The following is a 12604-nucleotide window of genomic DNA, read 5'->3' on the forward strand; positions in this document are numbered from 1 at the left end:
GCAAGATCCCGCGGGTGATCCGCGACTGGGTGCGCCGCCGCGGCCTGCCCCGGCGCGCGGCCCGGCAGGTGGTGGGCGAATGGTTCACCGACTCGTCGCTGCCGGACCGGATTCCGGCGGCCGAACTGCTCGTCGAGCAAATGCGCGAACCTGGCCGACTCGCTGCGTTGGCCGACATGATCGCCGATCGGCGGGCCCTCGCGCTGCCCGATGGCCGTTCGCTCCCGGATTCCGCGCCGCCAGTCTGCACCATCTGGGGTACCGACAACGTGATCCTTTCGGCGGAAGCCGGACGGGCACTCAACCGCACGCTTGCGCCAGCGCGCGCGGAGTGGCTTGGCGGCTGCGGTCACGCGGCCATGCTGGAACGGCCCGACGAGGTCTCGGGCATCATCGACGACTTCGTCGACACCGAGGTGGCGCCCTCGGCGAAGGCTCAACAGTGAGCCGCCGGCAGATCGAGGTGGCTCTGCTCGCAGTCGCTCTGTGGATTGCGGCGGGTGGCAGTGCGGTGATGGCCGGCGGCGCCGGAGCCGCTCCGCAGGCCGCTGCGGGGGCTTCCCCCGGCCAGGTGACCCGAACAGCGACGATGCACGGTCCCCTCTCCGCGCTCGCCGAACTGACGCTGGTGACGCTGGCGACGCGGGATTCGACCGGTCGTGACCGAGCAATCGATGCGACGGTCTTCACTCCGCGCGCGCCGTGGACCGGCCCGGGTCGGCGTCCGTTGGTGGGCATGGCGGTCGGCACCTACGGACAGGGCGACCAATGCGCGCCGTCGCGGTCGTTCGCGCAGCCGGTGGCAGTCGGCGACGGCAGCGCACAGTTTGGTTACGAAAACTCCAGTGTCGAGCTGCTCCTTGCCCGCGGCTACGCCGTCGTAGTACCCGACTACATCGGCCTCGGCCAGCCCGGCACGCATACCTTTCTCAACCGCGTCGACCAGGGCCACGCGCTGCTCGACGCGATCCGGGCGGCGCGCACCACCACGGGCAATGCTGGCCCGGTCGCGGTCTGGGGCTACTCCCAAGGTGGCGTCACCTCAGCGGCCGCGGCCGAACTCGCACCGGTCTACGCGCCAGAACTTCCGGTGCGCGCCGGTTACGCCGGAGCGCCAGTGGCCGACGCGGCGGCGGTACTGCGTCGGAGCGACAGCGTGCTGAAGCAGGCGATCGCCGGCTGGAGCGCCAACAGTGCGATCGCGAGCGATCCGACGCTGCGGCAGCCCATCACCGCGGCGCTGAGCTCGGCTGGCAACGCATACCGGCATCGCCTTGCGCGTATGTGCATGCCTGACGCGGCCATCGACCAGCTCACCGGGACGACGCCCGATCTGGCCGATGACCTGCTGGCAGTGCCGGGATTCGCGGCCTGGTTGGCCGAGCAGCGACTGGGCGAGGTCGCCCCGCAGGTGCCGATGCTCGTGCACGCCGGACGCAATGACGACGTCGTGCCCTTCGGTTCGGTGACCGGCCTGGTCCGCGACTGGCGGCAGCGGGGTGCGGCTGTCGATTTGCTGGTCTTCGAGGCGCCGGCCACCGTCCCCGGCTATTCGATGGACCACTCGTTACCGCACCAATTGGACAACGTGCGCGCCCTCGACTGGCTCGCGGCGAAGCTGAAATAGTCGGGCGCGGCACTGGCCGCTAGCGGCACTCGTTCTCGGCGGGCTTGCCGTCCAGGCGATCGGCCAACCATTGCATGGCCTCGGGGTAGGCGACGATGGCGGCCGACAGATGTTCGCCGGGGACCTCACGATAGGTGACATTGGCGCCCAGCCTGCACTGCTCGGCAAACAGGTTCCGGGCGCCTTGCGCGGGAATCCACAGTTCCTGCGCGCCGTGATAGATGTACATCGGCACCGCCGATTTGTGATCGGCCAGTTGCGTTGCCGCGTAGACCTGCTTGGCCACTGCGGAGTTGAACGGGTCAGGATCGCTGGACAGCAGTTGCGTCGGCAGTTGAAGCGGGCCTGCGATGCCGTAGTCGCTGCCGCAGGCATTGCGGAAGTGCGACGTCGCGAGCTGGCGACCCAGGTTATTGGTGAGCTGCAAGATCTCCGGCCGCTCGCGCGCGATACCGAGGGTGGCGGCCAGCATGACGCCGGTGGCCAGGTTGGCGTTCATCGCTGCAGCCAGAATCCGGAAGTCCGCCGGGACGCCGCCCAGTGCGGCGCCGACAAACCGGTCGACGAGGTCGGGTGCGTACTCGGTGAGTACCTTCGCGGTGCCGTTGGTGGCAATGGCCCCGCCGGAGTAGCCGGTCACCGCAACCCGGCTCGCGCCGTATTTCTTGGGTGCGAACTTGGTGGCGGCGCGTACCGCGTCGAGCACGACGTGCCCGGCCAGCGTCGGCTCGGCGTAGGCCTGTCGTGGGCCTTCGTGGTCCGGGACGATCACGGCGTAGCCGCGGGAGAGCGCCAGTTGCGTGGTCGGCGGGAAGAGGTCGGTTTGGTTGGTCTTATCGCCGAAACCGTGGGTCAGCGTGTAGCCGGCTGTGCATTCGGTGCCGAGACCGTTGATCGGCACGTTGTTCACCAGCACTGGACGTGCGCTTGGTCGCTGCGACCCGCGCCCCGGGGCGGTGCCCGTCCAACGCGCTTGCGGCTCGATGATCGTGGCGGTCGCGAAGATCGGCTGCCCCGCGATATCGGTGGAGCGATACTTGACCATCGTGGCGCTGGCGATGGGGACGGTCACCAGAAAGCCGGTTTGGGCGGTCAGATCACGGGTGGCCAGAATATCGCCGTTGGTGCGCTTGGCCAGATCGGCAGGCCAGCGGTCGAACATCGGATCGCCGATCGGATCGGGCAGCACGGCGTTGCGCAATTCGAGGAGATCGTGACTGTATCCGGGTGCCTGGGCGCGCTGTGGGATCGTCGTAAGCGTCGGGATCTTCGGGGCCGGAACGATGCTGTCGACGCCGTCGATCACGTCGCCGGGCAATGGGCGCAGGTTGGGTGGCGTGGGCTCGGCGGTCGCTGGCCCGGCCCCGGTGACCAGGCACGTTACCGTGGTCACCAGGCAGACCGCGGTACGGAGACTCAGAGGTCGCATTGGGATAACCCTAATCGGCACCCCGTGCGCAGGAGAAGCCGAGAGGGTAAAGATTGCGTGACAGTTGGGGCTGGAGGGGATAAGGAGCTGGCGTGAGCGGTCGGAGCGACAACTCGCGTCCACCGGAAAATCTCCTCCGATTCATCTGAACGTGTGACACTCTTCGTCATGCCCAGCACTAGCGCCCGCCCGGACGATTCCGGACTGAAACGCCGTTCCTTTCTCGCCGGAGCCGCCGCCGTCGCGGGTGCGGCCACCGCCCTGGGCGCCACTGCCCCCGGCCGCGCGGCCGCAGCCATGCCGAAATACTCGCTGCCCGCAGGCGGCGAGCGCCTCCATGTGTTGGTGACCGGTGACGCCGGAACCGGTGAAGCCCCGCAGCACGCGGTCACCGACGCTGCGCGACGCCTACACGCGACGAATCCCTTCGATCTTGCTGTCGGCCTCGGCGACAACATCTACGAGAGCGGCCCCAAGGGGCCGGACGACGTTCAGTTCCAGACCAAGTTCGAGAAGCCCAACGCCGGTCTCGACTTCCCGTGGCTGATGACCCTCGGCAATCACGACAACACCGCGATCTTCCCCGGCGACGGCGGCTGGCTGCTGCGCGGCGATGACGAGGTGGCCTACCATCGCCGGTCTCGTCGCTGGTACATGCCAGCGCGCTACTACTCGGTGGCGACGGGCGTCGCGGACTTCTTTGTCCTTGACCTCAACCCGCTCGCCGCGTACCTCCCGCCGATCTTCTCCCCGGAGTGGGAGCCGGGCGGCGCGTATATGACGCGCCAGGCCCGCTGGCTCGACCGCGCGCTGGCGGCTTCGAGCGCGCCGTGGAAGATCGTGTGCACCCATCACCCGTACGCGAATAACGGTCCGCACGGACCGGCCGGCGCCTACGACGGACTGCCCGAGCCGCTGGCCGGCGGCGCACTCAAGAGCTTCGTCGAACAGCACATTGCCGGGCGCGCGCAGTTCCTGCTCTCCGGGCACGACCACAGCCAGCAGGTCCTCGAGAATGTGCGCGGCCTCAAAGGTACGCGCCAGATCGTCTCGGGCGCGGCGGCCAAGACAGTGCACGACTCGTCGAGCAAGCAGTTCCGCGCCAAATACGAGAACTATGCCGACCGCGGCTTCATGACGATGGCCGTCGACCGCGCGTCGCTGATCCTTACCGCGTACCAGGTCACGGCGGGCCGGGCTGGTGCACGGCAGGCCTTCCAGACGACCTACCGGCGATAGCGTCACCCGCCCGGGGAGCGGACATTCGAGGCAATTAGCCTCGTTCTGAGCTGCCGCATGTGAGGGTTGCGGGGACGAAAGGATGTATCCGGTGCAGGATTCTTCGCTGATTACTGTCGGACTGCCGATCGCGTTGGCGATCATCATGTTCGGCCTCGGGCTCTCCCTGCGAGTCGCCGATTTTGCGCGCGTGGTGCGGTCACCGCGTGCTGTAGCCGGTGCGTTGGTCCTGCAGATCTTGATCCTCCCCGCCGTGGCCTTCGGGCTGGTCCTGGCGTTCGACCTGCCGCCGCTGCTCGCGGTGGGTGTGATGTTGCTGGCCGCCTCGCCGGGTGGGACGACGGCCAACTTGTTCAGCCATCTGTTCCGCGGCGATGTTGCGCTCAACATCACGCTGACCGCGATCAACTCCGTGCTTGCGGCCTTCACGATCCCGCTGATCACCAACTTGGCGATCAGCTATTTCGACTCCGACGGCGAGCTCGGATTGCAGTTCGGCAAGGTCCTGCAGGTGATCGCCATCGTGCTGGTGCCGGTGGTCCTCGGCATGATCGTGCGGGCCAAGTCGGCAGAGTTTGCCAAGCGCGCGGATAAGCCGGTGCGTATCTTCTCCATCGCCGTGCTGGCGATCGTGGCCATCGGCGCGATCATCGGGGAGGCGGACAACATCGCCGACTACGCGCGGCAAGTGGGCTGGGTGACGGGCCTGTTCTGCCTGATCAGTCTCTCCAGCGGCTACCTACTGGCCCGGGCGTTGCGGCTGGCCAAACCGCAGGCGATCGCCACCTCGATGGAGATCGGCATCCACAACACGACCATCGCGTTGACCATCGCGATCAGTGTGCTCGACAGCGCGATGATCGCGATCCCCGCCGCTGTCTACTCGATCCTGATGTACATCATCGCGCCCATCTTCGGCTGGGCGGTGAGCCGCAACGGGGGACCGAAAGTGGTCGACGAGCGTGTGGACCTGAAGGCCTGAGGGCGAGACTGGCTCACGGAGTAGGGGCGGGGGGTGGGTCCTCGCTGGTGCGGCGGAATTTGGCGATCGCCAGATAGTCGTCGAGTTGGCGAGTCAGTTCCCGGTCCAACGCGCGGTTGAGCGTGTTGTGTGCGGTGACACGGCCGGTACGGCGGAGCTGCCGGATGAACGACGCCGCCCAGTCCTCTTCGGCGCCGCGTTCCGGGATCCAGCCGTCGAAGCGGCCCTCGGTCACGGCGCGTCGACCGGCGGTGATCAGCGTCGAGGCGGCCTGTTGCAGATCGTCGTCGAGCTGGCGTTGCAGGCCGAGGATGTAGGTGAGCGGGACGCCGATGGTGAGCAGCTCGCGGTACGCATCAAGGGTCTCGGTGTCCTTGATCAGATAGCTCGTGGGCGGCTCGTCGTCGCCGGCGGGCTCGACCAACCCGAAGTCCTGAATCTGTTGCAGTAGTCCAGGTTCGGGGTCGCCCAGGTAGCTGAACAGCTTGTCCCGTGACACCTGTTCGGTGGGTGTGCGGGCAATCGGCTCGGTCAACAATCCTTTGAGCCCGAGCACTTCCATAAGGTCGTCGCCGCGCTGCACACCGGACAGGAAGTCACTGATGTGCGCCATCGTAAAGCCGCGTTTGAGCAGATCGCCGATCACCCTCAACCGCTGCAGATGCTGATCGGTGTAGATCGCGATGCGGCCGCGGCGGATCGGACGCGGGATCAGGCCGCGATCCTGATAGCCGCGCACATTGCGAACCGTCGTGCCCGCGGCGCGCGCCAGGTCATCGATCCGGTATTCCGTCATGGCAACGATTCTCCCATTAGGTGATCGGCGGCGGCGCCGGGTTGCCAGGCAAGCGCCGTCGCAGGTTAGGCGTCCACCGCGAGTTCGGCGCCGTGGCTACGGGAGACGCATGGTCGTGCGCTTCGGCGTGCATGGCTTCTTGTCCGATGAAGCCGCGCATATCGACGGCCAGCGCCTCGTCCTTGATCATCGGCAGAGCCTCGTTGAAGGTCTGCACAAACCAGCGTTCGCCCTCGGGGAGCAGCAGATTCAGGACGGTGATGAAGTTCGACGCCACCGGCTGGCCGGGGATCCAGTGCAGCGGCGTGGTCGAGAGGTCGAAATTGACGTTGCGGGCATGCAGCTCCACCTTGCCCGGATCGGTGTCCGAGGTGCGGCGGCTCGGCTGGCTAGCGGGCATCTCGCGGCCCTACTACTTCGCCAGATTCGCGCGGGCGGCCCACCGCGAGATCCATGGGGTGAACCGGTAGGCGCGGTAGCCGATCTTGGCCTCCGGGGTCACCGGTACCACGGCCCGGTTCCGCAGAATCGCTTTGACGATGTCGCGCGCCACCTTGTCCGGGGTGAAACCGCGTTTGGCGTAGAAGTCGTCAATGCGCTTGCGTGTTCGGTCCGCATCGTCGGTGCCGACGATCTCAGTGGAGGAGGTGATGTTGGTGTGCACGATGCCCGGGCAGATCGCGGTGACGCCGATCCGGTGGTCCGCGAGCTCGGCACGCAGCGACTCGCAGAACATCAGCACCGCGGCCTTGGTGGCCGAGTACAGGGCCATATCGCGTTGCGGGGTGAAGGCGGACGCCGATGAGAGGTTGACGATGTGCCCGCCGGTGCCGCGCTCGACCATCTGCCGGGCAAATGCGCGGCTGCCGGCGATCACCCCGCGCAGGTTGATGGCCAGAATGCGGTCGACCTGCTCGTCGGTAGCGGCCAGGGCCGACCCGGCGAGGGCGATACCAGCGTTGTTGACGACGATATCGGGCACTCCATGCTTGCGCTGCACATCCTCAGCGAACTGGTTGACCGCGTCGGTGTTGGCGACGTCGAGCTCGTAGACGGTGGTCAGCACGCCGCTGGCCTTGCACTCGGTGGCGGTCACTTCGGCGTTGGTGACGTTGATGTCGGCCAGGACCACCTCGCAGCCCAGCCCGGCCAGGGCGTACGCGGTTTCCCGGCCGATGCCGCTGCCCGCGCCGGTGATGACCGCCAACTTGCCGCCGAGGCGTTGCGGCGGGCCGAAGCGGCGGGCGCGGTCGATGGTGTTCGGGGCGCTCGACGTCCCGTTCTCGATCAGGTCGATGAACTCGCGCGCGGTCCGCGCCAGGTACTCCGGGTTGGTGTACGGCAGCCAGTGGTCGGTAGTCGAGTTCTTCCGCCACAATTTGGCGGCATGGGTGTGGGTGAGCTCGTAGATGGCTGGCCGCAGGGCGACGTCGCGCTCGTTGACCACTTCGAGGACCGGTACGGTGGTCGGACGCGGATTCGGCTCGGACAGTTTCTCGCGAATGTTGGCCGAGTAGAAGCGCAGACCTGAGGCCATATCTTCTTTGAGGGTCGGCGCCAGCGAGACATTCTCCCGGGGGGTGCCCTCCACTCGGTGTAGAAACTCGGTCCAGTTGCGTTCGGAGCCGACGGACTTCCAGAACGCCTGGGGCAGCACGGGGATTTGGAACAGTGCGGTGTAGGCCGACGACGCGACCTGCGACAGCAGGTGGCCGACGTTCGCCGGAGTCGGGCGTGACAGCGTGGCGCGTGCCCACTCGCCCAGGTAGTCCAGGTTGGGGCCGGAGACCGAGGTGAAGGTTTTGATCTTCTCCTGCGCGTCCGGGGTGGTGACGGCCTCCCAAGTCTGGACGCTGCCCCAGTCGTGCGCGACGATGTGCACCGGTCGGTCCGGGCTTACCGCGTCGATCACGTCGAACAAGTCGGCGGCCAGGTGCACGAGCCGGTAGTCGGCGATCGCCTCGGGGCGAGTGGACTCACCGTAGCCTCGGGTGTCGTAGGCGAACACCCGCAGATCGTCGCCGAGCTGTGGGGCGACGTGATCCCACAAATGGTGGGTGTCGGGCCAGCCGTGGACCAGGACGACGACGGGACGGTCGTCGCTGCCGGAATCTCCCGCGGTCGGGTTGTCGAGCTCGAATACGGCGAGCTCGACATCGTTGTTGCGGACCGTGGATCGATGCCAAGTGGCCATGGATAGGAACCCTCCTCTGGGCGGCTTCGAATTGCACGTTACCAGCAGTAACAGGCAACTGCTAGAGACTGCTAGCGGCCTGTGACGTGGGCTTTCTCCAGATCAACCGGACCCGCATCGCTGTGCTCGGTCCATCCGTCACCGGCTATTGACGGTACGAGGACAGGAAGTTCCCGATGCGCTCGATGGCCTCGGACAGGTCCTGTGCCCACGGCAGCGTCACGATTCGGAAATGGTTGGTGTCCGGCAGGTTGAAGCCGCTGCCCTGGACTACCAGGATCTTCTCCTGCAGCAGTAGATCCTGGACGAACCTCTCATCGTCGCGGATCTCGTACACGTTCGGATCCAGCCGAGGGAAGGCGTAGAGCGCGCCCATCGGCGTCACGCAGCTGACGCCCGGGATCTCGTTGAGCTTGTCCACGGTCACCGTGCGCTGCTCGTGCAGACGGCCGCCGGGGGCGCACAGCGCGTCGATCGACTGGTAGCCGCCCAGGGCCACCTGGATGGCGTGCTGGCCGGGAACGTTGCTGCACAGGCGGGTCGAGGCCAGCGTATGCAGCCCCTCGATGAAGCCCTTTGCGTGATCCTTCGGGCCAGTGATCACCACCCAGCCGGCGCGGTAGCCGCACACCCGATACGCCTTGGACAGGCCATTGAACGTGAGCACCAGCATATCCGGTGCCAACGAGGCGATCGAGGTGTGCGTGGCGCCGTCGTACAGGATCTTGTCGTAAATCTCGTCGGCCAGGATCAACAGCGAATGCTTCCGAGCCAGCTCAGCGATGCCTTTGAGGACCTTGGGCGAGTACACCGCACCGGTCGGGTTGTTCGGGTTGATCACGACGATCGCCTTGGTGCGATCAGTGATCTTGCTTTCGATGTCGGCCAGGTCTGGATTCCAGTCGTCCTCCTCGTCGCACCGGTAGTGCACCGGGGTACCGCCGGACAGGGCCGTCATCGCCGTCCACAGCGGGTAGTCCGGCGACGGGATCAGCACCTCGTCGCCGTCGTTGAGCAGCGCCTGCATGGTCATGGTGATGAGCTCGGAGACGCCGTTGCCCAGCAGGACGTCGTCGACGTCGAAGTACGGGAAGTCGATGGTCTCGTAGCGGGTAACGATGGCGCGGCGCGCGGGCAGCACACCGAGCGAGTCGGAGTAGCCCTGCGAGAAGGGCAGCGCATGGATCATGTCGCGCATGATCACATCGGGTGCTTCGAAGCCGAAGAGTGCTGGGTTGCCGATGTTCAGCTTGAGGATGCGGTGGCCCTCGGCCTCCATGCGGGCGGCGTGCTCGTGCACCGGACCACGGATTTCGTAGCACACGTTCTTGAGCTTGTCGGACTGCTCGAGCGTGCGCAGGTTCAGATTCTGGTGCGATACATATGGTCGGCTCACGCGTTCAATTCTCGCACTTCGGGGCAACTGAATTCCTCATTGGTGCATGCGGCAGGGTGGGAGGCATGTCTGAGATCACCGTGCCGGGGACGTTCGACGTCGCCAGTTTCAACGTCAACGGGATCCGCGCGGCCCGCCGCCGAGGGTTCGACGGGTGGCTTGCCGGGCGTCAGGCGGATGTGGTGGCCCTTCAGGAATTGCGTTGCGGCGCCAGTGATGTCGGCGAGTTTGCGGGCTATCACGCCGCAGTGGATGTGGGCTCGATTCCCGGGCGCAACGGGGTCGCGATCCTGACGCGCGAGGCCCCTGCTGCCGTACGGCACTGGGCGGCAACCCCGCCAAGCTCCCGCGGTTTGGCGGCGTTCGCTCACGAGGGCCGGTATGTGGAAGTGGACCTGGCCGACCGGCCGTTGACGGTGGCCTGCCTATATCTGCCCAAGGGCGGTCTGCCCGCGGACCTGCAGCGCCCGGGATCGATGCGCGAAAAGCCGGACGGCGGGGCCAAGTTCGCTCGCAAGATGGGATTCTTGGAGTCCTTCCGGCGCGAGCTGCACCGGAACCGGCTGGCGGCGCTGCGCGCGGATCGGGACTTTCTGTTGGTCGGCGATCTGAACGTTGCCTTCCTGGAGCACGACGTCACCAACTGGCGGCCGGCCCGCAAGATGGAGGGATTTCTGCCGGAGGAGCGCGAATGGTTCGCCGCCATCACCGGGCCGCGACGGTTGGTCGACGTGGTGCGGCGATTACACGGCGACCGACCCGGCCCGCTGACTTGGTGGAGCTGGGCGGGGGAATCGTTCAGTAAGGATGTCGGCTGGCGCATCGATCACCAGCTCGCAACGCCGGGCCTGGCCCGCCGCGCCGTCTCGGTCGCGGTAGACAAGGAACCGGCGCCTGACCGGCGCCTCTCCGATCACGCCCCGCTGGTGGTCACCTACCGGGACTAGTGTCGCGCCGGAACTGCTCTCCGAATCCGGCGGCACCTGGACTCGCTGCGAGGTGCCGAAGGCCCCGCCTCGGTGACGAAGCCGGCGATGTCGGGCGCCGGGGCTCAGAGCCGGCGGAGGGCAAGCGCCGCCACGACCTGGGCAATGCAGCCTTCCGGGTTCTCGGTGAGCTGCTTCCACGTGTACGACAGCGGCAGCCAGCCGTTGGCCGCCAGCATGGCGGCTTTGGCGTTGTCGGCTTCGAATCGATCCCGGCTGCGGTGATAGGCCCAACCGTTGATCTCGACGGATACCTTCTCGGCCGTCCACGCGAAGTCGATCCGGGATCGGCCGAACCAGACCTGCTGCGTCCAACCGGTGATCCCGTGGATTCTGAGTAAGTCAAGGAACAGTCGTTCGGCCTCGGACTCGGCGCCGGCTTCGAGGGTGTCCAGCAGTCCGCGTGCGGTGCGCAGCCCGTGCATCCCGGCATTGCGCTCCAGGCACGCAGTCAGCTCGCCGGTCGTCACGAGGGTGCGCTGCAAGCAGCGATCGAGAAATCCGGCGGGGTCGGCGATGGTCTCCAGCGCGGTCAGCACCGTCAGTTCTGGACTGGTCACCGACAGCCCGCGATGGTCGGTGACATCCTCGGCGGGCAGCGGGCGGTGCCGGAGCGCGATGTCCTCGGCCACGTCGATGGGGCGATGGGAGGTGATGGGAACACAGAGCGTGAGCGGGCGGGGGAGGTCGGGGATCATCGAGTGCCACCACGCGGCGGTCGTGCTGTGCGCGACGCTCCGGTAGTGCGCGGCGACTACGGCGCGGACGGCGGCGGCGTCGGAATGCTCGTGCTGTAGCGACAGAAAGACGCCGCGTGCATAGGCCTCCCATTGTCCTGTCTTCACCCTGAGGTAAATCTGTCGCGGTGAGAGACCGCACGCGCGGGCCTGCCCCAGGGTGATCACCCCGTCGTTCTCGGCGAAGGTGCTGTTGAGCTTCGCCACAATCTCCGCGCTTCCCACATGGATTAGACGCAGCGCGGGACCGGGTCGGTTCCATATGAAGGATTTTGGTTCCGTTTGTGACCTCTACGGTTCAAAAAGGAAGGTGACTGGCGGGTAGATGCGCCGAAGGCCCGGATCCGATCACGAATCCGGGCCTTCGGGGCGTACTCGATGGGCTACCTCGCCCCGGGGCGCTTCTTACCCGCGGCCATACCGAAGCCCGCGGCCTTGCCTTCGGTGGCGGCAGTCTCGACTACCTCCGCCGCGGCAGTGTCGGCGACCTTGGCGATGATCTCGGTCGGCTCCGCGGCCGGTGTCTCCGCAGCGACATCTGCCGCAGCGACATCTTCGGCAACAGCATCTTCCGGCACTGCAGTGTCGACAACCGGCGGGGCCGCGGCGGGCTTGGCCATGCCCGGCTTCTTGAGTCCGCCACCAGGCTTCTTCAGGCCGCCGGACATGCCGAAGCCCTTGGCTTTGCCCTCGGTCGGTGCGGTCTCGGTGACGCCGCCTTCGGCCTCGGCCGAGGTGGCCGCCGGGGTTTCGACAGGCTCAACCGGCGAAGAGGATGCCGACTCAACCGGCGAAGAGGATGCCGACTCAACCAGCGAAGAGGCTGACTCAACCGGCGAAGAGGCTGCCGGAGCTGCAGCGCCGCCTGGCTTCTTCAGGCCGCCCGGCTTTTTGAGGCCACCGGGCTTTTTGAGGCCGTTCGGTGCGGTGGCGGGGGCTTCGACAGGCTCAGCCAGCGATGTGGTCTCGGCCGTCGAGGTGGGCTCAGCTGGCGAAGAGGTCGCTGCCGGAGCGGCAGCGCCACCCGGCTTCTTGAGACCGCCGGGCTTCTTGAGGCCGCCCGGCTTCTTCAGGCCACCGGGCTTGCCCAGACCGCCGGCCGTGGGGGCTTCGACAGCCTCAGCCGCAGCAGCAGCGGGAGCTGCGCCACCCGGCGCCGGAGCACCGCCCGGCTTCTTGAGTCCGCCGCCCGGCTTCTTCAAACCGCCAGGCTTGCCC

At 66.9% G+C, this 12604-nt stretch carries 10 protein-coding genes and 2 pseudogenes; 5 read left to right on the forward strand and 7 right to left on the reverse strand.

What is annotated here, in order from left to right:
- Both WAW85_RS15310 and WAW85_RS15315 read left to right on the forward strand, forming a co-directional pair.
- On the forward strand, positions 1-446 hold a 446-nt coding region (locus WAW85_RS15310; protein ID WP_422560448.1), incomplete at its 5' end, for an alpha/beta fold hydrolase.
- The gene (locus WAW85_RS15315; RefSeq protein ID WP_422560449.1) at positions 443-1627 is read left to right on the forward strand and encodes an alpha/beta fold hydrolase; all 1185 of its coding nucleotides are present in this window, start codon (positions 443-445) and stop codon (positions 1625-1627) included. The genes WAW85_RS15310 and WAW85_RS15315, both read left to right, overlap by 4 nt.
- Before the next feature lie 19 nt (positions 1628-1646).
- Here the strand turns inward: WAW85_RS15315 and WAW85_RS15320 are convergent, their stop codons facing one another.
- Positions 1647-3056: a lipase family protein gene (locus tag WAW85_RS15320; protein ID WP_422560450.1), complete on the reverse strand. Its 1410-nt coding sequence runs from the start codon at positions 3054-3056 to the stop codon at positions 1647-1649.
- A 168-nt stretch (positions 3057-3224) separates the two neighbouring features.
- Between WAW85_RS15320 and WAW85_RS15325 the strand changes: the two genes are divergently transcribed.
- Both WAW85_RS15325 and WAW85_RS15330 read left to right on the forward strand, forming a co-directional pair.
- Positions 3225-4295, forward strand: coding sequence for a metallophosphoesterase (locus tag WAW85_RS15325; protein ID WP_422560451.1), 1071 nt, complete (start codon positions 3225-3227; stop codon positions 4293-4295).
- 145 nt (positions 4296-4440) lie between these two features.
- Complete coding sequence (locus WAW85_RS15330) at positions 4441-5277, forward strand: bile acid:sodium symporter family protein (protein ID WP_422560457.1); 837 nt, start codon at positions 4441-4443, stop codon at positions 5275-5277.
- A gap of 13 nt (positions 5278-5290) precedes the next feature.
- Here the strand turns inward: WAW85_RS15330 and WAW85_RS15335 are convergent, their stop codons facing one another.
- The 4 genes and pseudogenes from WAW85_RS15335 to WAW85_RS15350 form a co-directional block, all read right to left on the reverse strand.
- The gene (locus tag WAW85_RS15335; protein WP_422560452.1) at positions 5291-6073 is read right to left on the reverse strand and encodes a MerR family transcriptional regulator; all 783 of its coding nucleotides are present in this window, start codon (positions 6071-6073) and stop codon (positions 5291-5293) included.
- 106 nt (positions 6074-6179) lie between these two features.
- Positions 6180-6473 (reverse strand): annotated as a pseudogene (locus WAW85_RS15340) (metal-dependent hydrolase); the annotation flags it as partial.
- Between the two features lie 12 nt (positions 6474-6485).
- On the reverse strand, positions 6486-8267 hold the full coding sequence (locus WAW85_RS15345; protein ID WP_422560453.1) for an SDR family oxidoreductase: 1782 nt from the start codon (positions 8265-8267) through the stop codon (positions 6486-6488).
- 145 nt (positions 8268-8412) lie between these two features.
- Entirely contained in the window at positions 8413-9663 is a 1251-nt protein-coding gene (locus WAW85_RS15350) for a pyridoxal phosphate-dependent aminotransferase (protein WP_422560454.1), read from the reverse strand.
- Positions 9664-9728: 65 nt separating this feature from the next.
- Between WAW85_RS15350 and WAW85_RS15355 the strand changes: the two genes are divergently transcribed.
- Positions 9729-10610 carry an exodeoxyribonuclease III gene (locus tag WAW85_RS15355; protein WP_422560455.1) on the forward strand — a complete coding sequence of 294 codons (882 nt, stop codon included), beginning with the start codon at positions 9729-9731 and terminating at the stop codon, positions 10608-10610.
- 104 nt (positions 10611-10714) lie between these two features.
- Here WAW85_RS15355 and WAW85_RS15360 read toward each other — a convergent pair whose 3' ends face one another.
- Both WAW85_RS15360 and WAW85_RS15365 read right to left on the reverse strand, forming a co-directional pair.
- Positions 10715-11593: a type IV toxin-antitoxin system AbiEi family antitoxin domain-containing protein gene (locus tag WAW85_RS15360; protein ID WP_422560456.1), complete on the reverse strand. Its 879-nt coding sequence runs from the start codon at positions 11591-11593 to the stop codon at positions 10715-10717.
- 176 nt (positions 11594-11769) lie between these two features.
- A pseudogene (locus tag WAW85_RS15365) lies at positions 11770-12604 on the reverse strand (Fe-S oxidoreductase); the annotation flags it as partial.

The organism is Gordonia sp. (in: high G+C Gram-positive bacteria) (genome assembly GCF_049299075.1).
Lineage (GTDB): Bacteria > Actinomycetota > Actinomycetes > Mycobacteriales > Mycobacteriaceae > Gordonia.

Excerpts from the sequence above, each read along its gene's own strand:
- WAW85_RS15320 (WP_422560450.1), bottom strand. The coding sequence starts at position 3,056 with ATGCGACCTCTGAGTCTCCGTACCGCGGTCTGCCTGGTGACCACGGTA.
- WAW85_RS15335 (WP_422560452.1), bottom strand. The coding sequence starts at position 6,073 with ATGACGGAATACCGGATCGATGACCTGGCGCGCGCCGCGGGCACGACG.
- WAW85_RS15355 (WP_422560455.1), top strand. The coding sequence starts at position 9,729 with ATGTCTGAGATCACCGTGCCGGGGACGTTCGACGTCGCCAGTTTCAAC.
- WAW85_RS15345 (WP_422560453.1), bottom strand. The coding sequence starts at position 8,267 with ATGGCCACTTGGCATCGATCCACGGTCCGCAACAACGATGTCGAGCTC.
- WAW85_RS15325 (WP_422560451.1), top strand. The coding sequence starts at position 3,225 with ATGCCCAGCACTAGCGCCCGCCCGGACGATTCCGGACTGAAACGCCGT.
- WAW85_RS15330 (WP_422560457.1), top strand. The coding sequence starts at position 4,441 with ATGTTCGGCCTCGGGCTCTCCCTGCGAGTCGCCGATTTTGCGCGCGTG.